Genomic DNA, 22,191 nt, shown 5'->3' with positions numbered 1-22,191 from the left:
TGTAAGGACGACAGAAAATATCTTTGCGTCATCTCATCATCTGTCGTCCCTACGGGACTCTATATTTGAATTGCACCTTTCAACCCCGGACTGGCGTACGGGGGTACTATCTGACGTCCTTTCAGGACTGATAAATCGTGGAAAACACACTCTCCTTTTGCCCCAACTTGAGGTGCCAAATTGGCTCCTCAAGATTCCAAACTCATCCTGCGTGAGTCCGAATGCGAAATCCGGCGGAAATCGCCTTTCATTTCTGCGAACTGCTCGCTTTAGCTGCTTTGTATCAACACCATAAAGTTCTGCCAGATCCCTGTCAAGCATTACTTTTTTACCCCGGATAAGATAGATCTTACTCATGATGGTTTCCTCGGGGAGCATCAGGAAATTCTTTGCGCTCATTTTCACATTTTTTTATTAGTTAAGAATCTAATATAACAATTGGAGGTCGCAAATTGCGACCTCCAGTTTTATCCTGTTGATTTTTCTATTTATCGGGATTTTTAGAAAATATACCCGGTGGAGAGGAAAGAATTTGATGAAAGGACTTTAGGATGGTAAGACGCTAAGACTGTAGGACTATAAGATGGTAGTATGTCATTAATATCCCAACCCGGATTTTATTAATAATTTGGATATTGACAGGCCTTTGTCTAATTTTATGAAATGATTTGGGTGAAAAGCTTATCTGCTTGAAAAGTGTTGTTACTTTTCTATACGGGGAGGCTAACGCAACTTATATTTCATCCATATTGGAAATATAATAACTGTATTGACAGAGTTACTTAACCTAAATGGTAAATCTCAGAAAATGGCAGGTGGAATAATGCAACATGGTAAAATAAAAACATTTCTTACAAGAGGAATTTTTGGTGATTATTTTAGGCCGATTTTATACTCTAATGTCGATAAAATAAACTATACGTATATAGAAGTAATAACAGCAACAATGAAAGCAATTGATAAAAAAATATTACTTCCTAATAAATTAGCATTACAAATATGGTTTGCCTTAGCGCCGCTTTATCATTTTGAGCTTTTGTTTTTACCAGACAAGAATAATAAAGCACTTATTCCGATGCTAGAAAAAGCGGAAATAAATAATGGAAAAGAATGTGCTTATTTTACACAAGGTTTTATCATTTATCATTTCGAACAGCTTCTAATTAATTCTCCTGAATTTAAAGAAAAAATGAAACTTTCTGCGCAAGATATTGATGCTATATGCCATGTTGTTTTTGGAGAAGGCAATAAAACAATATCGTATCTTAATAATTTCAGAATGCTATTTAATAGCAATAATTTTGACCCAAGAGATAGACCAATTTTTTACGTTTATGAAGCAACGAAGCTATTTATTAAAGATAATCAAACACAAAAATTAGCGATTCAAGATTGGGATGATGACGAAATCGGAAAATTCAGATTTATTAATGGTTTTGTAGAATTCCTTAGTATTCAAAAAGATAATTCACTCAAGATGTTAGCATAAAACGCCCTTATAGCCGCATAAATTACTGTTCGTCGATACATACATGTCCCAGTCCTTTGATTTCGAACATTATAAAGCATGCTTAACTAAATATATCACGATATGGACAATTCAAAACAAAACAATTACCAGCATAATATCGAAAACTACAAGGAGCTTAATGTTACTGGTAGACATTATGATTACCAATTCTGGTTGATTCCTGTGTCAGCCTATACACTGTCAATTACTCTTTATGGAGTTGCTAACTCAGAGTTGTTTAATAATCAGGATTTATTCAGACAAATGATCTACTGGGCAATACCCATGATAACTTTTGGATTATTAATTCAAATGATCAATGAAAGGGCATATCAAATTATAAACAAAAACAGACTTTAAGAAACACGTGAAAAATTAGGACTAAACAGCGCAGATCAAGAAATACCACGCTGGGTAAATAGATGGACTAAGAATATTAATGCTCCGTGGATTGTTATTGTTATCATGGCCATTGTAGTCATAGCTGAAATTTTAATAGCGATTTTTGAAATTGCTTGTTAGAGAACTTACTTAATCGACGTCTATAATTAAAAAAACTTAGTAAAGTCCGCCTTTGCAAACCCAGTAGCTAACCAGTTGACAGCCTGAACATATCGCTCGTTCGCTCGTTCGCCCGTTTAAATAAGTCCCCAACTCAAAACTGAAAACTGAAAACTCAAAACTCCGAAAGGGGGCAACGGCGCGCTCAAATATCCGCTAAGTCCATGCAATGGCCATTCCGTAATTTGTAACGGGCGATTTGGTTTACTACCGACTAAAGTAAGATAGTACCTGAGAGTTTCAGATTATAAAAAAAGCAAAGAGTAGATTGACTCATCCACTAGTAATACTGAAACGTATTTTTATTTTTTTCATCAAAAGATACAATTCCTTTTTTATTCCTTATATTTGATATCTTATATTTGATTTGTTGACAAATCTTCATAATGGCTGTCCTCAATTAAAACATTGTTTTATCCTCAAATGGAGGTAAATATGAAGGAGCAAAAGTGCATACACCAGTGGACGATGATCAATGTCCGGCCGGGTTTCATCATCACTGAGAATTGTTTTAAATGTCACAAGACTTCCTGTTATTTCTCCTTTGATGAGAAGCCACCTCTCGAGGAATACCGTGATGGGGAACATTTCTGGAATGTCATGCAGAGTGCCCAGACATTCCGCTTCGAACTGGAATGCACCTGTTGCCATATAATTGTACCTTATGACGAACTGCTGGGCCTGATGATGTGCACTGGTTGCGATGAAAACTGTAAAGTGGATCATCTCAGGAAAGAGCTTGAAAAAGAACGAACCTGGGTATATGTCGCTTACGGGTTCCTGCCCATGAATGAAGTGAAGCGGCTTGACCAGGAAAAGATAGAAAACCTGGAAGAATATTTCAACCAACGACGCAAGACCTCGAAATCAAAGATAAAGATCGTTTCCTATGAGATGATCAGCAATATCGAAAATTGCTATGCCGAAGTCATCAAGGACGTCGGTTTGCTTAGCTTAAAAGCCACTGAACAATAATAAACAAATAAAATAAAAAGGAGAAAAGTCATGAAGCTGCAGGAAATTATTGACAGACTTGCACTCAATGTACTCACTGTTATTGACGAAAGGGATGTTTCCGGTGTTTTTATCTCCGACATGCTTTCGGATGTCATGAGCAGTGCACAACCGGGCAATCTTTGGCTGACGGTGCAATCGCACAAGAATATCGTTTCGGCCGCCAACCTGGTTGACATTTCAGCGGTGGTTGTCACTTATAATAAAAAAGTGCCTGAAGATACCATTGAGTTGGCTAATCGTTTTCATGTGATCATCCTGAGCAGCCCATTGTCAACTTTTGAACTGGCAACGAAACTCGTTGAAGCAGGTATTAAATAAGTTAATTCTTGCAGGATGCAACGAGGCAGGAATCATTTCATCGATATCGAAAAAATCCGGGATGCGCTTAAAGCGAGTGTATTCGTTGGTGACAGGCTCAATGGCAAGTATGTTACCGGCGTGTATGCTTCCGATCTCATGAGCGATGTTCTTGCCTATGGAAAAGCTGGTTCACTGCTGCTGACAGGGCTCAATACGGTCCAGGCCGCCGTTTCTGCTTATGTGGCCGAATTTAAAGGGATCATTTTCCTGAGAAGCAAAGTGCCCGACTCTGATATCCTCGATTTTGCCAAAGATAAGCACCTCGTCGTTTTGTCCACAGATGATGACATGTATGAAGCTTGCGTGAAAATTGCCGGTATCGAAGGCGAAGTCCCGGTTGCTGAAGCCATTTCTGAACCGGCAAAAAAGGCCGAATACATCACCACACATACCTTCACAATCGACGGACAGGATTTTGCGAATGCCGGGATGATTTCCACCCAGGTCAAGACGATCCTGAAATCCATCGGGTATGATCCTCAGCTTGTCAGAAGGGTTGCCATCTCTACTTATGAAGCAGAAATGAACGTTGTGATGCATGCTAAAAGGGGTCACGTAATACTCACGGCAAGTGATAAGGAAATTGACATTATCATCAATGATGAAGGAAAGGGTATTAAAGATATCGAACTGGCCATGACAGAGGGATATTCGACAGCTACCGAAGAGCAACAGGCTATGGGTTTCGGCGCAGGCATGGGACTACCGAATATCAAGAAGAATTCTGATAAATTAAAGATTGAAAGTGAAGTCAATAAGGGGACATCCATAGAGACAATTTTTTACGTGAAATGAAATATTTTCATTCACATGTGATCATACCTGAGAAGTGCACGGGGAGAATGAAATGCATCAGGTCATGCCCCACCAAGGCCATCAGGATCAGGCAAAATAAGATCATTTATTTTGATGACCTTTGCGTGGACTGCGGTGCATGTATTAATGCCTGCCCGGAAAATGTCTATGTCCCTGTCATCGACGAGATCAGTGACTTCGAGAAGTTTGAATTAAAAATCGCCCTTCCCTCCCGAATTCTTTATACCCAATTCGGGTTAAATATCCATCCACATCTCATTCACAAGGCCCTGAAACAGATCGGGTTCGACCTGGTGGTCGATACCTCCCAGGAAACCCACGATATGAGTTTTGTCATCTCCGAGCACCTTAAATTAAATCCCGGGGGAAGACCCATCATCAGCTCCTTCTGTCCTGCAATCATCCGGTTTATCCAGGTGAGATATCCTAACCTGATGGAACTGATCTCCACCTTCGACGTTCCCCGCGAGATCACCGCCAAAACAGCCAAGGAAAAATATTCCGCTGAGTTGGGCATCCCTGTCAATAAGATCGGCGTTATTTATATCACTCCCTGTCCTGCCATGGTCGTTTCGATCAAGCAACCTGCCGAGAAGGAAAAATCCTGGATCGACGGTGCCATCGCCATCAAAGACATTTACAACATTATCCTTCCCGAGATATTGAAGATTCAGGACTTCAGGAAACAGGATGAACCGGAAAACTACTTTTTCTATGGCAGGGGCTGGGGAGGTCTTTGCCATATCCAGCAACACCTCGACTCCGAACGGTGCATGTCGGTGAGAGGGATTGATAATGTAAAGATGATCCTGGATGATATCGAAGACTCAAGATTGAGGAATGTAGATTATATCGAAGCATTTATCTGTTCACAAGGATGTATCGCCGGTGCATTTTGTGTAGAGAACCCTTATATCTCGAGGCACAATTCGATCATGCTTGAAAAGCGATATAGCGAACCTGTAGGTTTTAACAAAGACGAGGTGATGGAGAAGTACAGGGACGGGTATTATTTCATGGAACAGCCCATCCTGCCCAGGCCAACGAGGTCACTGGCAGTCGATATAGCCACTTCGATCAAACGCATGAAACAAAAGGAAAGGATACTCACAAAACTCCCGAAAAAAGATTGCAGCCTGTGTGGGGCACCTAGCTGCGAAACCTTTGCGGAAGATTGCGCCTGGGGAGAAGCCGACCTTACCGACTGCATTTTCTTCAAGAGGACTTCATTATAAACTAAGATTACAGTGGAACTGACAAGAACCTCAATTGCCGACATTCTCGAACGTTACCCGGAGGAGGAGGGTAGTCTGATCCCCTTACTGCAGAAAGCGCAGGAGGCTTACGGGTATATTTCTGATGAAATGGTTGAAATAATTGCAGACTACCTCAACCTGACAGCAAACCAGGTATTTGGCGTAGCATCGTTTTATTCCCAGTTCCGGTTCACAGAACCCGCACGGCATTCAATCTGCGTATGCCTCGGCACAGCCTGCCACGTGAGCGGCGGGGAGACTTTACTGGAAGCTTTCGAGAGGGAGTTGAACATCAAACCCGGTGAGAGCACGACCGATAAAAAGTTCGATCTTGCCAGGGTAGCATGTCTGGGCTGCTGTGCCCTGGCCCCGGTCGTGAAGATTAACCGCGACATTTACAGTAAGGTCAATGTGATCAAACTTAAAGAGATGTGGGGCAGCTATGAATAACTACACCGCACTCAAAGAGAAAAGCACTGGCGAGTGGAATACCCTGACCGGCTCTGCCGAACCGGTCATATACCTTGGGATGGGATCCTGTGGCAAGGCTGCCGGTGCGGATAAAGTCAGGCAGGTTATCCTGGATACACTCCAGAAATATAATATTACTGCAAAACTGGTAGAGGTCGGTTGTATTGGGACCTGTTACCTGGAGCCGCTCATGGACATTGCCGCCCATGGTAATCCCCGGATATCGTTCGGGAATGTCGATGAAAGGACTGCCGAGCTTATCCTGTATAAATATTTGGTTGAAAAAGAAGTGTTCAGTAAAAAAGTCCTGGGATATTTCGGCGATCAGCCATACGATGGCATCCCTGCTTTTTTTGACCAGCCGATGCTTAAGCCCCAGGTGCGGATCGTGACAAAAAACTGCGGTCTGATCGACCCGGGGAATATCGCCCATTACATTGCCAACGACGGCTACCTTGGATTAAAAACTGCGCTCGACAAATCCCCCGATGAGATCATTGATGAGATCTATAACTCCGGCCTCCGCGGAAGAGGTGGAGCAGGATTCAGGACTGGAACGAAGTGGCGCACCTGTCGGGATACAGAAGCGGATGTAAAATATCTGATCTGCAATGCCGACGAAGGTGACCCGGGAGCTTTCATGAACCGTCTCCTTATCGAAAGCGACCCCCATGCCGTGCTGGAGGGGATACTCATCGCTGCTTATGCAATCGGGGCAACACATGGATACATTTACATCCGGGCAGAATACCCTCTTGCGATCATCCGGCTCGAGAATGCCATGAAACAGATGGATGAATGCGGGCTGACAGGTAAAAATATCCTGGGCTCCGGCTTCTCATTTGACATTAAGATCAAGGAGGGCGCCGGAGCTTTTGTCTGCGGAGAGGAAACTTCACTGATCCATTCCATCGAAGGCAAACGCGGCATGCCGCGCACCCGTCCCCCGTTCCCGGCCATCAGTGGCCTGCATGGGAAACCGACTGTGATCAACAACGTTGAAACCCTTGGCACCATCCCCCATATTATCCGGAACGGATGGCGATGGTACAGGCAGTTTGGTACTGAGAACAACCCTGGCACCAAGACCTTCTCGCTTGTCGGCAAGATAAGGCGGACAGGCCTGATCGAAGTTCCACTGGGTACTCCACTAAGGAAAATCATTTACGATATCGGTGGTGGGACCCAGAAAGAATTCAAGGCAGTACAGACCGGAGGGCCGTCGGGGGGATGCCTTCCTAAAGAGTTGCTTGATACCCCCGTCACCTATGAAACACTTGCTTCTGTGGGATCAATCATGGGTTCCGGCGGACTGATCGTGATGGACTCCGACACCTGCGTTGTGGATATTGCCCGTTATTTCCTCGATTTCATCCAGAAAGAATCCTGCGGCAAATGCACGCCGTGCAGGGTAGGCACACGCCATATGGTTGAAATCCTTGAGAAAATATGCCATGGGCAGGCCGAACCGCAATTCCTTGATAAGCTTGAATCTCTCGCAAAGCTGGTTAAATCCACCTCCCTTTGCGGCCTGGGGCAAACTGCGCCGAATCCGGTGTTGTCTACACTCCGGTATTTCAGGTATGAATACATTGCGCATGTGGACCAATACTATTGTCAGGCGCTTGTATGCCGTTCGCTGATCGAATATACGGTGCTTAAAGAAAGGTGCACGGGATGCCAGCGTTGCGTAAGTGTTTGCCCGACCGGGGCGATCACCGGTCCCCGTTCGGAACCGCATAACCTGGATATCAATAAATGCATCAAATGCCGCGCATGTTATGAAATATGCCGTTTTGATGCCATCGCCGGAAATGCAATCATCATTACCTCGAGGAAAGAAGAATGAAGATAACGATCAACAACCGGCTCATCGAGACCGGCATGGCCGTTACCATACTCGATGCGGCCATGCAGAACGACATTTACATTCCATCGCTTTGCGCTCATCCGGAGCTGACTCCTTACGGTGGATGCAGATTATGCATTATCGAGATCGAAGGAAGAAAAGGATTTCCCACCGCATGCACCACCATAGCGGAAGAGGGGATGATCGTGAGGACTGAAACGCAAACCCTGCAGGAGATGCGAAGAGACTTGATTCAGCTGATCTTAAGCGAACATCCTTCTGCCTGCCTGATCTGCAAGGATGTCGAAGGATGCGCCGGCTTTCAGGAAACGATCAGGAAAGTGGGTGTGACTACAGGTTGCCGGTGGTGCCCCAAGGATAAAGATTGTGAACTTCAAAGAATTGTTGACAACCTGGGAATCAGCGAATTGACATTACCAGGTTTGTACAGGGATTTCCCGGTTGAGAAATATGATCCGTTTTTCGACAGGGATTATAACCTGTGTATTTACTGCGGCCGCTGTGTGAGGATCTGCACAGAACACAGGAAAAGCAGTGTGCTTTCCCTTAAACAGCGGGGCAAGCTGACCACGATCGGCCCCGCTTACGATAACAGCCACATCGATGCCGAATGTGAGTTCTGTGGTGCCTGCGTTTCAGTATGCCCGACCGGTGCCATGTCGGAGAAGAGCAGGAAATGGTGGGGGCTGCCCGAAAAATATGAACCTTCGGTTTGTCCGCTCTGCAGTCTGAACTGCGACCTGCAGGTGCTGACCCTGAAAAACAGGATCGTCGGCACTGTCCCGCCAGGAAAGCCGCATGAATCGGGCGGGGAGTTATGTGTGAAGGGACGGTTCTGCCTGAGCGAGCTTGTGAACAGGACCGAGAGGATACTGGAACCACAATTCAGGTACCCCGAGGGTTATGGCTTTGTCACCTGGGATTTTGCTATTGAAAAGACAAAAGATATAATCAGAGATATCGAGCCAGGCAGGTCAGCGGTTTTCATCTCGCCGGGCATGACACTGGAAGAGATTGCTTCTGCAGGTATTTTTGCTGAAAAGGTGTTAAAAACAGACATGATAACATCCTCCTGCATGGATGGGGATCTGCCTGATTATATGGAGATGGCCGGAGAATCAGTTACCATTGAAGAGTTAAAAAATGCCGGCCTGATTGTCTCTTTCTTTTTAAACGGGAATTACAGGTATGGTCCGCTGACCATGGCTATCAAATCATTAGCTGCCGGTGGGATTCCCTATTATGAGGTCGGGTGGTTAAGATCTACTACCACGCGCTTTGCCAGGAAGAGACTGATACCGGCTTCAGGAAAAGAAGTGGATTATATCCGAAAGATCATCTCTTGCCTGGAAACAGGTAAAAACGGCACAAAAGAGGTCAATGAGCTGGTAAAGGCGTTAAAAAGCAACAACCGGAAGATGATCATCTTAACCCCCGAGATCATGTCGCTCAGCAATGGCAGGGAAATATTGCAGTTAATCAGGCAAATCGTCAAAATGACCGGGGCGAAACTCTTCATGCCGAACCAGTTCGGTAACCTGAATGGCTTGCTTTCTCTCCTGGACATCAAACCGTTGGATGATGTTCTGAAAAAGATTGCAGATGGTGGGGTGGACATGGTTTATTTCCTTGGCGACACACCCCAAGAGGAATTCCCGACGGTGAAGCATAAAATATATCAGAATGCATTCCCCGCTCCTTCCGGACTGAATCCTGATGTGATATTTCCCACCTGCCTTTGGGGTGAATCAGGCGGATCGTATATGAGTTCGACGGGGCAGATTAAAAAGTTCCATGCTGTTGCAGCACCACAAGGGTATTCACTGCCTCATCAGGAGGTGCTGGCAAAAATCATCCAGGCATTGGAATTCAGCATTCCTCTTCAGGAATCTGAAAAAATTACCGGGGTTGCATCGAAAAAGCACGATTATTTAATATCTGCCGGAAGAAATAACAATCCCGTTCATAATGATCTTCAGGCAGTAAGCGCTGATTATCCATTTTTACTGATACGCGAAAGGGATCAGCATGTTTACAACAACCTGAGCCTGAGCGACAAGCTGGAGGGTTTCGGTGAGCTAGTACAGCCGGGACATGTCATGCTGAATCCCGCAGATGCAAAGGCAATGGACCTGAAAAACGATGACATTGTTGAGCTGGCTTCAGCAGCTAAAAGAATTACATTCCGGGCGGTCATCCGGAAGAATATTACGAAAGGATTCCTGTTTCTCCAGGAATCGGATGGAAAAGGTGAATTTGAGACTAATCCTTGTCCTGTAAACATAAAGAGGAAAAATGTTTGAGATCTTAGAAAGAAAGATGATTGTCCCCAATCTCCACTTGCTGGTGGTACATGCGCCGGATATTGTGGAAGAAATCCAGCCGGGCCAATTCGTAATCGTTCATGCGGGAGAAGGGGCTGAAAGGATTCCGCTGACACCGGCCGACTGGAATCATGACGACGGTAGCCTGACGATCGTTTTCATGGAGGTGGGCACTTCTACAGGTAAATTGGCTATGCTCAAACCGGGCGACAAGATCCCTACTGTGGTCGGTCCACTGGGTAAACCGATGGAGATTGATCACTTCGGAACGGTGATCTGCATCGGCGGTTGTTATGGTATGGGATCTATTTTTCCCATAGTCAGGGCGTTGAAGGAGAAAGGGAACCGGATCATCACGATCATGGAGGGGCGGAGCAGGAACCTGCTGTACTGGGAGGAAAAACTCAGCCTTTTCAGCGACCGGGTAATTAAAATAACAAGAGACGGCAGTTACGGATATAAAGGACATATCAGAGAGGGGGTTGACATCATCAGAGAAACAGGAATTGTGCCTGACAGGGTGATCGCAAATGGCTGCACGACCCTTTCTTATATGGCTACACAGCAATATTCACTATATAATATACCGGTGATTGTTTCCCTGAACACCATCATGATCGACGGGACGGGGATGTGCGGCGTTTGCCGGTGCACGGTGCAGGGAAAAATGCAATTTGCATGTGTTGACGGGCCGAATTTCGACGGGAGGTATGTCGATTGGGAGGAGCTGGCCAAGAGAAGGAAACAATATATCACCGAAGAAGCATTTCTGGTTCATCATTCAGGATGCGGAGGATAATAATATGCCAGAAAAAAAGACATTAAACCTCGACAGGGCAGAGATGCCGAAACAACCTCCATTCATCAGGCGGAGAAATTTTGAGGAGGTCGCTACAGGCTATACCGATGTCATGGCACTGGAGGAGGCAAGCCGCTGCCTCGGATGTAAAAAGCCCTTTTGCATGGAGGGGTGTCCTGTCGAAATCAACATCCCGGAATTCATCCGTCACATCAATGAAGGGGATTTTAACGGGGCGATCAAAATCATCAAAGAAAAGAACTGCCTTCCAGCGGTATGCGGAAGGGTATGCCCGCAGGAGGAGCAGTGCGAAATACACTGCATCCTGAACAAAAAAGGTGCCCCGGTGGCAATCGGCCGGCTCGAGCGTTTTGCCGCAGACTGGGAAGCTGCCCAGGACCATGTTGAACTGCCGGAGATAAAGAACAAGACCGGGAAAAAAGTGGCCGTGATCGGTTCAGGACCTGCTGGAATTACAGTGGCCGGCGACCTGATCCTGGCCGGACACGAAGTGACAATGTTCGAAGCGCTGCATGAGGCAGGTGGTGTGCTGACTTATGGCATCCCAGAATTCCGTCTGCCCGGCAGGATCGTGCAGCGGGAGATTGATTATCTCCAGAAGCTTGGGGTAAAGCTTATCTGCAACTTTGTGGTCGGCAAGACCCGGGCACTGAAAAAACTGCTGGCAGAATATGATGCCATATTCATCGGTACAGGCGCTGGCCTGCCATGGTTCATGGAGATACCCGGAGAGAACCTGAACGGCGTTTACTCGGCCAATGAGTATCTGACACGTGTTAACCTGATGCGGGGATTTCAATATCCTAAAACATATACCCCGGTGAAGAGGCATAAAAGGGTAGCCGTCGTGGGTGGGGGCAATGTGGCTATGGATTGTGCCCGCACAGCTTTGCGCCTTGGCGCAGAACAGTCGTATATCGTTTACCGCCGTTCAGAGTCCGAATTACCGGCACGGCGCGAAGAATATGAGAATGCCGTGGAAGAAGGAGTCATCTTTAATTTCCTTACACTTCCTGAGAAACTAATTGGTGACGAGAACGGCTGGTTGAGCGAGATCGAATGTTCGAAGATGGAACTCGGCGAACCCGACCAATCCGGAAGAAGAAAGCCGATCCGCATCCAGGGTTCCGAATTCAGGATACCGATGGATGCCTGCATCGTTGCAATAGGGAACAGTCCGAATCCTATAATACCTGCAACAACAGCTGAGCTTGAGGTTAGTAAAAAAGGGACAATCGTCGTTGATGAAGAAACCGGAAAAACCTCCATCGATCGGGTCTGGGCAGGTGGCGATATCGTCACCGGAGCAGCTACAGTAATTCTTGCTATGGGAGCCGGCCGGAAAGCCGCCAGGTCAATACATGATTATCTTAATAACAGTTCAGGACAAGGATGATAACCGGCGTGATACAATCGTCTTATTCTTTCTTTGTCACATCATCTTTACTTTTCTCTTCTTCATTCTCTCCGCTGAGACCTTTCTTAAATTCCCTGGCCCCCTGGCCAATACCTTTCATCAATTCAGGTATTTTTTTCCCGCCAAAAAGTAACAAAACGACCACGATGATAAGAATGATCTGCCAAGGTCCAACCACACCAAGCAATATAAATGCATTCATAACATTGAATTTTCAAATTGAAATTCAAAGGTACAAAATAAAGAGTGAATTGTTACCACACCAAATGGCTATTTATTTCTAATTTTGTTGAAATGAACAAGATTTGACTATGAAAAAATTATTTACCCTGCTCAGTTTAACCTTCCTGCTTTTATTCTCTGCTTTGCGTTCACAGGACCTGAACCCACGGCTGACACATGCAATGTCGCCGGAAGAAGAGCTCAGAAAACACGAGATCGGAAAAGACTTTACACCTACAAACCCTCCCGCTCCCCCTGTCCGTATAGTTGCCGAATTCGAGGAAATGCAAAGCGTTCTGATCTGTTATCCTTTCGGCATTCCGATGAGCCTGATCATAGAAATGGCAGAAGATTGCAAGGTGAAAACTATCGTTGCCAACGCGTCGCAACAGCAGCAGGTTTTGACGCAGTACCAGGCGGCAGGAGTAAACATTGCAAACTGCGAGTGGCTTCTCGCCCCAACAGATTCTTACTGGACAAGGGATTACGGTCCATGGTTCGTGGTAGACGCAAGCTATGATGTAGGAATTTCCGACTTTCCCTATAACCGGCCCAGGCCAAATGACGATAATATCCCTGTAGTATTGGCCCAGCAAATGGGTATCCCGCTTTATGGCATGGACCTGATACATACGGGCGGCAACTGGATGGATGACGGAATGGGGATAGGAGCTTCAACCCAACTTGTCTGGACAGAAAACCCGTTGATGACCCACCAGGAGATAGACACAATGGTTTGGGATTATTTAGGGATCAGGAAATACCATGTGTTACCGGATCCCCTGGATGATTATATTGAGCATATCGATTGCTGGGGAAAATTCCTCGATGTGGATAAGGTACTCATCGGACAGGTGCCGCAGTCCGATTACCGGTATAATGATTTTGAGTTTGTCGCCAATTATTTCGCATTACAGACTTCTTCTTACGGCAATCATTATCAGGTTTACCGGATCTATACCCCCGGTACTTATCCTTACACACCCTATACTAATTCACTGATCTTAAATAAAAAAGTATTCGTCCCCATCACCGGCAGCCAATGGGACGATGAAGCCCTCCAGGTTTATGGAGAGGCCATGCCCGGTTACGAGGTTGTCGGGATCATGCATGATACCTGGGAAACTACCGACGCGCTCCATTGCCGCGCCAAAGGCATCGCCGATGTGGGCATGTTATATGTCAACCATATGCCTTTGCTTGGAAATAAGGATTTCCAGTTTGAATGGGATTTATCTGCCGATATCATACCCTACACGGGGATGGGTGTTATTTCCGATTCCCTGCTTTGTTATTATAAAGTAAATGATGGCAATTTCCAGGCAGTTCCCCTTCACAACATGAATGGCTACCAATATAAAGCCACTATTCCTTTTGCGAACCCTGGCAGCCAGGTTTCTTATTACCTCCATGCTGCTGATTTTTCAGGCAGAAAGAAAAATCATCCTTATATTGGTGCCGCTGATCCCCATGTTTTTACAGTCGGGTACGCCGATGATGCTATCATTGCTCCGGATACCATCGTATATTTAACAGAATATGAAATCATCGAAGGAAAAACCTTCAATATCTATAATTATACCGATGGAGACCTGGTTATCAATGATATAGAAATAGAACACGAAGGTTATCCTTTTCCATGGTCTATCGATCCCTGGATCATCGAACTTCCATATACCATGACTGTTAACGAGGTGCTTCCCTTAAATGTTAAGATTAATATGATTGTTGATAGCTATTTAGGAGAACTTGTAGTGGATACGCTGGATATTTTCACGGAAAATGGCCATCACAAAGTTATCCTCAAAGTCGACAGCGACCTGATCACCTCAATTAATGACCCAACCCCTCAGTCTTCATTATCTATGATTGTTTCTATAATACCCAATCCGTTTAACAGCATGACCTGTATTTCATTCAGCCTTGATCAGCTGTTAAAAACCAGCCTGATCGTTTATACCTTACAGGGACAAATGATAATGGTCCTTGCCGACCAAACATTTTCCTCAGGGAAGCATGAATTGGTATGGAACCGGAAAGACAGATCCGGGAATGAAGTAAAAGCAGGGATTTACCTGGTGAAATTGATTACGGAGCAGGGGATTGATACCAGGAAGCTTATTGTAACTGAATAAAATTCAAAATTTAACATTATTATTACTTGCATTTCAGCACCTGCTCAATCTGGTATTTCGCAGCAGCCACATTATTTCCGGCAGTAACTTTTTTGTAATTATCGCAGGCAGCAGCAGCATCGCCCTTCTTTTCATTGGCGTTCCCCAGTTCAAAATAAATATCGGATTTATCTTCGGTCTGAAGCTCAAGGGCCTTGTTAGCTGCTGCAATGGCATCATCCCATTTGGAGAGGCCATTATAGGCAATAGCCAGGTAGAAATAAGTTCTTGGTTCCGTATTGTTATATACCTGGGAGGCCAGGAGATTTTCCACTGCAACGCTGTACTTACTTGCCTGAAGGGCAACTGCACCTGCTTTCTGGTAAGCTGAAGTCATCGCATCTTTGGCGTTGCCAATCGTTTTTGCATCATCTCCTGCCATTGATATTGCTTTATCCAGTGATTCCTTCATCAAAGGAAGGTTTTCCTGCTTTTTATACACCAGCCCTAAACCGTAATAAGCTTTATAATACCCGGGTTTATAGGAAAGCGCTATGTTGAATTTTTCAATGGCCGCATCGAGCGTATCGTTTTTGTAATCATTATTTCCGAATGAAATATATATTCCAGCTAAATAAGCGCGTGATTTATCTGTAGTTTTAGTGTCCCCAACTTTATCGGCAAATTTTATTGATAATTCGAAATTCGTTATAGCCTCCTTATAATTTTTTGCATCAAAAAACCCCTTGCCTATATTGTAATAAGTTAGTGGGATGGTTTGCTCAACTTTAATCTGAAATTCTAAAGCAGAATCTCCAACTTGAGTGCAAATCTTTAAGGTTTGCTCGTAGGTTTTGAGTGCATCAGCATATTTTCCTTCATTGAAATATGCCCCAGCTTTATTGTAAGTTTCAATCACTTCATTTAATGTCTGAGCGAATGAGCTTAATCCCATGCTTAGCATTAAAACTGACGCGAGGATTATTTTACTTTTCATTTTCAAATAGATTTAGTTTGATTTTTGAATTAAACAAGGGCTGCAAAGGTATGCAAAATTTTTTTAACGCATTATACTAGAAAACATTACTGATCCCGATGTACAACCCGCTGGTCCCGTCTCTTTTATCCAGGGCAAAACCGTAATCAACAGCGATGATGAAATTCTCGTTCAAAGCGGCCCTTAGTCCAAGACCGGTACCGAAATGCGGACGGTCATGCTGAGTGTCGAAATAGAATGTTTTATTATCTGTCACATCCTGATCGACAAAGCGATCCTGGACTACCATACCGGCATCAAAGAAACCGGTCAGCCCTAAATAGAAGTTTTGCTTGAAAAGATAAGTTTTCCAGAATTTCCAGCGCAATTCAATATTTCCATTAACTGTTCCATCTCCAACCACACGGTTTCTGAGGACGCCCCGGACGGTCCGCGAGCCGCCCAGTCCATCCGGTTTGGTAGTCAGTGCAAAGGAACTGAACAGGTATGGCAGCATATAAAATGGCGTTCTTCCCATTATCGTCCCCTGGTAACTCAGACGGTAAGCCAGAACCAGCTTTTTTGGAGCCAGGGTGAAGAACTGGCGATGCGTTGCCGCAAGCATGGTAAACCCGCTGGAGGTATTGCTCATGAACTCAGGCGCCACCATCAGCAGTAATTCCGACCAGATACCTTTATTCGGGGCTGCTTCATTGTCCCTTGTATCATAAATAAGCCCCAGTTTCAGGATGAGGTGGCTTCCGCCTTCCTTCTCCTCCTCGCTGATCAGGCCATATTTCACATATTCATCATAAAGAAGGCTCGTATCGGGCAATTGTTTACTCTCTTTTTTGCCTTTGTTCATCCTTTCAATGTCAACAGTGGCTGTCTTTATATTGAAATAGTTCAACCCGGCCAGCCAGCGGAATTTTTCGCCGATGATCCTTCCCTGGAAATCGGCCATGGCACGGAGCATCATTCTTTCGTGCTTATAATAAACACGGGAGATGTATTCATCCGATTCTTTGTCTGTTACACCTTGCTCATAATTGGCTTCGTAACCGTTAAAACCATAAAAATCGAGGGCACGTTCGGTGAGGTAATCCAAATCAGCCGTTATGCGGATGTGGCCCGGGATCAGGTATTTGGAATCATAGAAAAGCTGGTTGACCCCTGAACCTTTGGTGAAACGGCTCACTTCTACATAAAATGTATGGCGGTATTCCGGGTAAATGGTTCCATCTCCATAATCAAAGAACTGGGCCAGGGCGCCATACTGAAAACCCATATCGGAATCATAGGCCACGACCGGCAATGCGCCGAAAGTCCAGCCTTTTTTGATTTTTTCCTTTTTAACCGGCTTGTTGATGGTGTCGGACTGAGCGGCGGCGAAGAACGACATCAGAAGGAGAAGGATAGTAAGGCGGATGGATAGGTAGTTCATTTGGTCCGGGATTAGTTTACTGACAAATATAAGGTTTTTCAGTTCGCAGTTCGCAGTTCGCCGACTGCCTACTGTCAACTGTCAACTTATTTTTGTCTGTCTGTGTTGGCTTGTGGAGCTTTGGTAATGCGATAGGAATACGTACCGTGGCTTTTACACTACCAGATCGCCTTCGGCGAATTCTGAGTAGCAGATAAAGTAGTGTAAAAGAGCAATGTACGACTAGAAAAAATTCCCTGTAATGGATATGAAATTTTGGATTTTGATAGGTTTTTGTTTTATTGGATTTTTATCGACTAATTGTCAGGAGCCTGATAACAGAATTATTGTTAAGCCCGGAATTGGTATTGATAATATCAGCTTTCTTGAATCTGATTCCGTTGATATTAAAAATTACTTAGGTGTAAGTATCCCAAAAATCCTACCGATTAAAATAGACAAAAAAGACTAATTTTAATCCTGAAATATGAAAAAGATAAAATTTACCGTCGACAATTTATCGTATAAAGGAGAAAAGATAAAAAAAATTCTAAACAGTAACAATAAAACGTTTATGAGAAATTTTTTAGAAAAAAATAAAGCCGACATTTTTTTTGTGATTCTCTTATTGTCAATATCTCTTTTATATAACTACCACAACATACTAACACATCGGCCTTATTCTACCCATCTCTGGAGGCAGGCTGATTGTTTGTCGATCACGATGAATTATTACATGGAAAATAGAAATTTTTTGGAACCAGCTATTCACTGGGTCGGCGAAAAAGATGGTAAGACAGTTAGTGAATGCCCTTTAATTTATTACTCTGTAGCACAACTTTGGAAAGTTTTTGGATATCATGAATTTATTTTCAGGTTGATAAATATTTTGATTGTTTTTTCAGGACTCTTCTGTCTTTATAAGCTTATTCAAATTATAATTTCAGATTCTTTTTGGTCATTTATAATCACATTTCTGGTTTTCACTTCACCCATTTTAGTTTATTATTCCAATAATTTCACAGCAGATGCTCCAGCATTTGGCTTTGTTCTGACAGGCAGCTTTTTTTTGTGGAAAGGACTTAATCAACAAAAAAAAGGTTGGTACTATTTGTCTTTTCTATTTTTCCTTTTGGGCGGGTTAATAAAAATAAGTTCCTTAATTATTTTTATTGCCATTCTATCAATACATATTTATTTAGTTCTTTTCTCTAAAAAAGAAAAAGGTCAGTTATATCGCTGGTATAACCTTATACCCTATTTAATTGTGTTATTTGTATTATTTGTCTGGTATAGTTATGCAATTCATTACAATCAAAAGAATATAAGCGGGATTTTTTTAACTGGCCTATATCCAATCTGGGATATAGATTTGATTACGAGAAAAAGCATCTGGTCAAGTTTTATAAATGACTTGGTTCCTGCTTATTTCGACAAAAAAGCACTTTACTTGACTTTGTCGCTTTTTATTACTTTATTTTTCTTTTATCGAAAGATGAATAAATGTTTATTTTTTATTAATGTTTTAGTTTTTTTGGGTGTAGTATCATATATACTTCTTTTCTATAAAGCCTTTACAGTTCATGATTATTATCTCACAAATCTTTTGATTTTTATTCCGCTTCCCTTTATCGCTATGCTTGAAATGCTGAAAAGAAATTATAGTAGAATTTTTAAGATGTTACCGTTAAAGATATTTGTATTTTGTGCTGTTTTACTTTTAATTTATGAAACAGCTGTTATAAATAGGATGAAATATTCAACAAGTGATTGGATTGTCAAAACCAACTTTGTAGTCGATAAAAATGCTGTAGATTATTGGGCTTGGTATCATTGGGATTATGCTAATCATTTGAAAGCATATGAAACGATAACGCCATATCTTAGAAGTTTGGGAATAGAACGAACAGATAAGGTTTTAAGCCTGCCTGATCGCAGTATAAATATTTCATTATATTTTATGGATCAAAAAGGTTTTTCAGGTTTTGGCTATGCAGATATGACGTTTGACCAAAGAATGAATTACTACATGAATAATGATGTTCAATTTTTGATTATTGATTCCGTTTTAAATAAACAAGATTATTTATTACCTTATTTAAAACACAAAATAGGAGATTATCAAAATCTTAGCGTCTTTGATTTAAAATAGTTAAAGAATATTTTCTTACTAATTTTAAAAATTTAAGCAGGCAGACTGCAATAATTGATCATTATTATCAATGAGGTGGCTTCCGCCTTCCTTCTCCTCCTCACTGATCAGGCCATATTCCACATACTTATCATAAAGAAGACTCGTACTGTCGGGCAATTGTTTACTCTCTTTTTTGCCTTTGTTCATCCTTTCAATGTCAACGGTGGCTGTCTTTCATCCGATTCCTTGTCTGTTACGCCTGGTTCGTAATTGGCTTCGTAGCCATTAATACCGTAAAAGTCAAGTGCCCGCTCGGTTAGGTAATCCAAGTCAGCCGTTATGCGGATGTGGCCCGGGATCAGGTATTTGGAATCATAGAAAAGCTGGTTGACTCCTGAACCTTTCGTGAAACGGCTCACTTTTACATAAAATGTATGGCGGTATTCCGGGTAAATGGTACCATCCCCATAATCAAAGAACTGGGCCAGGGCGCCATACTGGAAGCCCATATCGGAATCATAGGCCACGACCGGCAATGCGCCGAAAGTCCAGCCTTTTTTGATCTTTTCCTTTTTTACCGGCTTGCTGATCGTGTCGGATTGGCCGGCTGCGAAGAATGACAGCAGAATGAATAGGATGGTAAGGCGGAAAGTAAAGTGCTTCATTTGGAGGGAGGATTAGTTTACTGACAGATATAGCATTTTTCAGTTCGCAGTTCGCAGTTCCCAGTCGGCGGTCAGCGGTCGGCGGTCGGTGGTCGGCGAAACAGAAACTGCGAACTGGGAACTGCCAACTTGTGGGGCTTTGGCAATTACTTGTAAGATATGTTGACTTATTTCTTTTTACGTTCCATTTTTAGACCTCTTTCCATTAAAAACTCATCAACATCAATACACTTGACCCCATTTTTATTAGCCACTGCAGGAATTTTATTTGACTTATCTTTTCCTTCATTTGTAATTAAAACACAATTATGAGCTATGCAATATCCTATAAGATATGCATCAGCCTCCTCTTTTCCTTCAGCTTGCTTTTTTGCATTAAAAAATCCGGTTTGATATTCCTGGTCACATATTGGGATTGCAGCATTAAACGATTCCACGTCAGTTTCAACGACAAAAATTCTTTTCCATTTTTTAACCCACTTTTTCAGAAACTCTTCTTTTCCTTCATATTCATTAATTTCAATTTCCACAAAATCAATCGTTTTGAAAAACCCTTGTTTGATCAAATCTTCAATTTCTTCCCATACTGCTGCATAGACCGGATTTTCAGGCTTAAAAGTAGATTCAAGCTTTATCAAACCACTTGTATCAATTAAGTAAACGGTATGTCCCTGGCTGAAATCAATTTCCATTAATAGGAATTCAATAATTGACGTGTTTTGGGGATATAAGACAATTTGACACCTAAATAATCTGATAGGTCTTTAAGATCAATTCTATTCTTATCAAATGCAGAAAACGCCAACGAAATGTAAGTTCTGCCTTTTTCTTTGATAGTATCTTTGGCCGGATTTCTTCCTTCCGGATTTTTTGATCTAGCGAAGGTCGGTTTGTTCCATGCCTGGTGCTTTTCCTGGTAAAAAGAGGGAGTTGTAAGATTATTTTCCAATAAACTTCTCAAAATAGCCAAAGGTCCAACGTGGAAATGATTACCTAATTCAATTAAAGTATTCTTCATCCAAACTTTTTCACCTCTTTGTTGCTGCTCCAATACCAAATTCATTTTTATAAGTTCAGCAGTAGGGATAAGCATTTCAGCTGCAAAGGCATTACACCACTTTTCAATTTGGAGATTGGTTTTTTCCGATAAATCGCAGAGTCCTCCCTCGTTTAAAAGAATGTGACCAACTTCATGAAAAAGTGTAAATATTTTAGCCGTTGGCGGTTCGCCACCTCCTTTAATCCCTATAATTGGCGCTACTTCATTAGTAATCGAAAAGCCTCTTAATTTATCCTGGGTTAAACTTAATTGAAAAATAATGACTCCAAGTGATTCAACTTTTTCAATATATGCCATTAAAGCATCATTGATGTTTTTTATTTCCTTAATCTCAGCTAATTTCCACTCCTGACGCAGCCTGGAAGCAACTTGCTTTGCGTCTTCACTCATTGAAGCCGGAAATTTAAAAGATGGGATTTCAATACTCATTTCCTGCTTCAATTCAATGAATGATAGAGCTAATGCACGGGCTTTACGAACTGCCATAATGGTTTTTTCATGGAAATTGTCCAATTCTGCAGAGTCAACGGTTCTTCTATCCTTAGGTAATGATTTTTCTGCAGGAGGATTTGACAATAAAAGTGTTGCAATGGTTCTTTTATATGTCTTTGAAAATTCTTTCAACTCATCAATTGATGGAGGCTTATCACCTTCTTCTAACTGGGCTAATCTTTTAGGAGATATTTCCGTTTTTTCAGATGCCTGGTTTCGGGTTATGGCAAGCGATTCCCTTGCCCAAACGAGCACCTGGTGGTTGACTTTTATGCATTGATTATCTTTCATAGGGTAATCCAAAATTAACTAAAATTCGATTAATTTCATTTTTTCTGAGGCAATTGATGCAATTATAATGCAATAAGCAAACCGATTCCAGAGGTTTAATGTGTAAATTATAAAGCTAAGAACACTACTATCCGGTAAAATAACTAAGTAAACTCACAAACCCATGGTAAGTTAAACCTCTACGAGGTATTCTTTGTTTAAGTTGTACCGTGGCTTTTACACTACCAGATCGTCTACGGCGAATTCTGCGTAGCAGATAAAGTAGTGGTGTGCCGGGCATGTAGTAAATCTCAATGGTGCGGGGGTAAACGCCTCCAAGTCCAAAAAGAGCCGTAATGGCCGGAATCTTATAGCCGAAAGCAAGGGTGTCCCGGGCGACCGGGAATCCGAAG

The 22,191-nt window shown here is 42.9% G+C and carries 21 protein-coding genes and 2 pseudogenes; 14 read left to right on the top strand and 9 right to left on the bottom strand.

Annotated elements, in window-relative coordinates; translation table 11 throughout:
• Nucleotides 1–165 precede the first annotated feature (165 nt).
• A pseudogene (locus M0Q51_14565) lies at nt 166–378 on the bottom strand (ORF6N domain-containing protein).
• A 430-nt stretch (nt 379–808) separates the two neighbouring features.
• Here M0Q51_14565 and M0Q51_14560 point away from each other — a divergent pair.
• The 11 genes and pseudogenes from M0Q51_14560 (at nt 809) to gltA (ending at nt 12,401) form a co-directional block, all read left to right on the top strand.
• The gene (locus tag M0Q51_14560) at nt 809–1,489 is read left to right on the top strand and encodes a hypothetical protein (protein MCK9401199.1); all 681 of its coding nucleotides are present in this window, start codon (nt 809–811) and stop codon (nt 1,487–1,489) included.
• Nucleotides 1,490–2,506: 1,017 nt separating this feature from the next.
• Nucleotides 2,507–3,046 carry a hypothetical protein gene (locus tag M0Q51_14555; protein MCK9401198.1) on the top strand — a complete coding sequence of 180 codons (540 nt, stop codon included), beginning with the start codon at nt 2,507–2,509 and terminating at the stop codon, nt 3,044–3,046.
• 30 nt (nt 3,047–3,076) lie between these two features.
• The gene (locus M0Q51_14550; GenBank protein MCK9401197.1) at nt 3,077–3,406 is read left to right on the top strand and encodes a DRTGG domain-containing protein; all 330 of its coding nucleotides are present in this window, start codon (nt 3,077–3,079) and stop codon (nt 3,404–3,406) included.
• A gap of 15 nt (nt 3,407–3,421) precedes the next feature.
• Nucleotides 3,422–3,700 (top strand): annotated as a pseudogene (locus M0Q51_14545) (hypothetical protein).
• Between the two features lie 177 nt (nt 3,701–3,877).
• The gene (locus tag M0Q51_14540; protein ID MCK9401196.1) at nt 3,878–4,243 is read left to right on the top strand and encodes an ATP-binding protein; all 366 of its coding nucleotides are present in this window, start codon (nt 3,878–3,880) and stop codon (nt 4,241–4,243) included.
• Nucleotides 4,240–5,499 carry a 4Fe-4S binding protein gene (locus M0Q51_14535; protein MCK9401195.1) on the top strand — a complete coding sequence of 420 codons (1,260 nt, stop codon included), beginning with the start codon at nt 4,240–4,242 and terminating at the stop codon, nt 5,497–5,499. Before M0Q51_14540 ends, M0Q51_14535 begins: the two co-directional genes overlap by 4 nt.
• Nucleotides 5,500–5,511: 12 nt before the next feature.
• Nucleotides 5,512–5,970, top strand: a complete 459-nt coding sequence (locus M0Q51_14530; GenBank protein ID MCK9401194.1) for an NAD(P)H-dependent oxidoreductase subunit E — start codon at nt 5,512–5,514, stop codon at nt 5,968–5,970.
• Complete coding sequence (locus tag M0Q51_14525; GenBank protein ID MCK9401193.1) at nt 5,963–7,840, top strand: NADH-quinone oxidoreductase subunit NuoF; 1,878 nt, start codon at nt 5,963–5,965, stop codon at nt 7,838–7,840. Before M0Q51_14530 ends, M0Q51_14525 begins: the two co-directional genes overlap by 8 nt.
• Nucleotides 7,837–10,164: a 2Fe-2S iron-sulfur cluster-binding protein gene (locus M0Q51_14520; GenBank protein MCK9401192.1), complete on the top strand. Its 2,328-nt coding sequence runs from the start codon at nt 7,837–7,839 to the stop codon at nt 10,162–10,164. The genes M0Q51_14525 and M0Q51_14520 overlap by 4 nt, the downstream gene beginning before the upstream one ends.
• On the top strand, nt 10,157–10,984 hold the full coding sequence (locus M0Q51_14515; GenBank protein ID MCK9401191.1) for a sulfide/dihydroorotate dehydrogenase-like FAD/NAD-binding protein: 828 nt from the start codon (nt 10,157–10,159) through the stop codon (nt 10,982–10,984). The genes M0Q51_14520 and M0Q51_14515 overlap by 8 nt, the downstream gene beginning before the upstream one ends.
• Before the next feature lie 4 nt (nt 10,985–10,988).
• Nucleotides 10,989–12,401 (top strand): NADPH-dependent glutamate synthase, encoded by a 1,413-nt coding sequence (gltA, locus tag M0Q51_14510; GenBank protein MCK9401190.1) that lies wholly within the window; start codon nt 10,989–10,991, stop codon nt 12,399–12,401.
• A 22-nt stretch (nt 12,402–12,423) separates the two neighbouring features.
• Here the strand turns inward: gltA and tatA are convergent, their stop codons facing one another.
• Nucleotides 12,424–12,624, bottom strand: a complete 201-nt coding sequence (tatA, locus tag M0Q51_14505) for a twin-arginine translocase TatA/TatE family subunit (GenBank protein MCK9401189.1) — start codon at nt 12,622–12,624, stop codon at nt 12,424–12,426.
• A 109-nt stretch (nt 12,625–12,733) separates the two neighbouring features.
• On the opposite strand from tatA, the gene M0Q51_14500 reads away from it, so the two are divergent.
• A complete protein-coding gene (locus M0Q51_14500; protein ID MCK9401188.1) occupies nt 12,734–14,779 on the top strand; it encodes an agmatine deiminase family protein in 2,046 nt (681 codons plus the stop codon).
• A 22-nt stretch (nt 14,780–14,801) separates the two neighbouring features.
• Here the strand turns inward: M0Q51_14500 and M0Q51_14495 are convergent, their stop codons facing one another.
• Complete coding sequence (locus M0Q51_14495) at nt 14,802–15,755, bottom strand: tetratricopeptide repeat protein (GenBank protein ID MCK9401187.1); 954 nt, start codon at nt 15,753–15,755, stop codon at nt 14,802–14,804.
• Nucleotides 15,756–15,831: 76 nt separating this feature from the next.
• Nucleotides 15,832–17,178 (bottom strand): outer membrane protein assembly factor, encoded by a 1,347-nt coding sequence (locus tag M0Q51_14490; protein ID MCK9401186.1) that lies wholly within the window; start codon nt 17,176–17,178, stop codon nt 15,832–15,834.
• Between the two features lie 241 nt (nt 17,179–17,419).
• Between M0Q51_14490 and M0Q51_14485 the strand changes: the two genes are divergently transcribed.
• Together M0Q51_14485 and M0Q51_14480 are read left to right on the top strand one after the other, a co-directional pair.
• On the top strand, nt 17,420–17,629 hold the full coding sequence (locus M0Q51_14485; protein ID MCK9401185.1) for a hypothetical protein: 210 nt from the start codon (nt 17,420–17,422) through the stop codon (nt 17,627–17,629).
• A 15-nt stretch (nt 17,630–17,644) separates the two neighbouring features.
• The gene (locus M0Q51_14480) at nt 17,645–19,309 is read left to right on the top strand and encodes a glycosyltransferase family 39 protein (protein MCK9401184.1); all 1,665 of its coding nucleotides are present in this window, start codon (nt 17,645–17,647) and stop codon (nt 19,307–19,309) included.
• 24 nt (nt 19,310–19,333) lie between these two features.
• Here the strand turns inward: M0Q51_14480 and M0Q51_14475 are convergent, their stop codons facing one another.
• The 5 genes from M0Q51_14475 to M0Q51_14455 form a co-directional block, all read right to left on the bottom strand.
• Entirely contained in the window at nt 19,334–19,498 is a 165-nt protein-coding gene (locus tag M0Q51_14475) for a hypothetical protein (protein ID MCK9401183.1), read from the bottom strand.
• On the bottom strand, nt 19,495–19,956 hold the full coding sequence (locus M0Q51_14470; protein ID MCK9401182.1) for a hypothetical protein: 462 nt from the start codon (nt 19,954–19,956) through the stop codon (nt 19,495–19,497). The genes M0Q51_14475 and M0Q51_14470 overlap by 4 nt, the downstream gene beginning before the upstream one ends.
• Before the next feature lie 167 nt (nt 19,957–20,123).
• Entirely contained in the window at nt 20,124–20,648 is a 525-nt protein-coding gene (locus M0Q51_14465) for a DUF4411 family protein (protein MCK9401181.1), read from the bottom strand.
• Nucleotides 20,648–21,799, bottom strand: a complete 1,152-nt coding sequence (locus M0Q51_14460) for an XRE family transcriptional regulator (protein MCK9401180.1) — start codon at nt 21,797–21,799, stop codon at nt 20,648–20,650. The genes M0Q51_14465 and M0Q51_14460 overlap by 1 nt, the downstream gene beginning before the upstream one ends.
• Nucleotides 21,800–21,926: 127 nt before the next feature.
• Nucleotides 21,927–22,191: hypothetical protein (locus tag M0Q51_14455; GenBank protein ID MCK9401179.1), on the bottom strand; the 265-nt coding region annotated here is incomplete at its 5' end.

Source organism: Bacteroidales bacterium (assembly GCA_023229505.1).
In the GTDB taxonomy this organism is placed as follows: domain Bacteria; phylum Bacteroidota; class Bacteroidia; order Bacteroidales; family JAGOPY01; genus JAGOPY01.
Note: the sequence above shows the minus strand (reverse complement) of the source record. Positions and strands in the feature narration are given on the sequence as shown.

Excerpts from the sequence above, each read along its gene's own strand:
- M0Q51_14495 (MCK9401187.1), bottom strand. The coding sequence starts at position 15,755 with ATGAAAAGTAAAATAATCCTCGCGTCAGTTTTAATGCTAAGCATGGGA.
- M0Q51_14470 (MCK9401182.1), bottom strand. The coding sequence starts at position 19,956 with ATGAAGCACTTTACTTTCCGCCTTACCATCCTATTCATTCTGCTGTCA.
- M0Q51_14490 (MCK9401186.1), bottom strand. The coding sequence starts at position 17,178 with ATGAACTACCTATCCATCCGCCTTACTATCCTTCTCCTTCTGATGTCG.
- gltA (MCK9401190.1), top strand. The coding sequence starts at position 10,989 with ATGCCAGAAAAAAAGACATTAAACCTCGACAGGGCAGAGATGCCGAAA.
- M0Q51_14560 (MCK9401199.1), top strand. The coding sequence starts at position 809 with ATGGCAGGTGGAATAATGCAACATGGTAAAATAAAAACATTTCTTACA.
- M0Q51_14535 (MCK9401195.1), top strand. The coding sequence starts at position 4,240 with ATGAAATATTTTCATTCACATGTGATCATACCTGAGAAGTGCACGGGG.
- M0Q51_14540 (MCK9401196.1), top strand. The coding sequence starts at position 3,878 with ATGATTTCCACCCAGGTCAAGACGATCCTGAAATCCATCGGGTATGAT.
- M0Q51_14515 (MCK9401191.1), top strand. The coding sequence starts at position 10,157 with ATGTTTGAGATCTTAGAAAGAAAGATGATTGTCCCCAATCTCCACTTG.
- M0Q51_14460 (MCK9401180.1), bottom strand. The coding sequence starts at position 21,799 with ATGAAAGATAATCAATGCATAAAAGTCAACCACCAGGTGCTCGTTTGG.
- M0Q51_14500 (MCK9401188.1), top strand. The coding sequence starts at position 12,734 with ATGAAAAAATTATTTACCCTGCTCAGTTTAACCTTCCTGCTTTTATTC.
- M0Q51_14485 (MCK9401185.1), top strand. The coding sequence starts at position 17,420 with ATGGATATGAAATTTTGGATTTTGATAGGTTTTTGTTTTATTGGATTT.
- M0Q51_14525 (MCK9401193.1), top strand. The coding sequence starts at position 5,963 with ATGAATAACTACACCGCACTCAAAGAGAAAAGCACTGGCGAGTGGAAT.
- tatA (MCK9401189.1), bottom strand. The coding sequence starts at position 12,624 with ATGAATGCATTTATATTGCTTGGTGTGGTTGGACCTTGGCAGATCATT.
- M0Q51_14465 (MCK9401181.1), bottom strand. The coding sequence starts at position 20,648 with ATGGAAATTGATTTCAGCCAGGGACATACCGTTTACTTAATTGATACA.
- M0Q51_14555 (MCK9401198.1), top strand. The coding sequence starts at position 2,507 with ATGAAGGAGCAAAAGTGCATACACCAGTGGACGATGATCAATGTCCGG.
- M0Q51_14520 (MCK9401192.1), top strand. The coding sequence starts at position 7,837 with ATGAAGATAACGATCAACAACCGGCTCATCGAGACCGGCATGGCCGTT.
- M0Q51_14550 (MCK9401197.1), top strand. The coding sequence starts at position 3,077 with ATGAAGCTGCAGGAAATTATTGACAGACTTGCACTCAATGTACTCACT.
- M0Q51_14475 (MCK9401183.1), bottom strand. The coding sequence starts at position 19,498 with ATGAACAAAGGCAAAAAAGAGAGTAAACAATTGCCCGACAGTACGAGT.
- M0Q51_14480 (MCK9401184.1), top strand. The coding sequence starts at position 17,645 with ATGAAAAAGATAAAATTTACCGTCGACAATTTATCGTATAAAGGAGAA.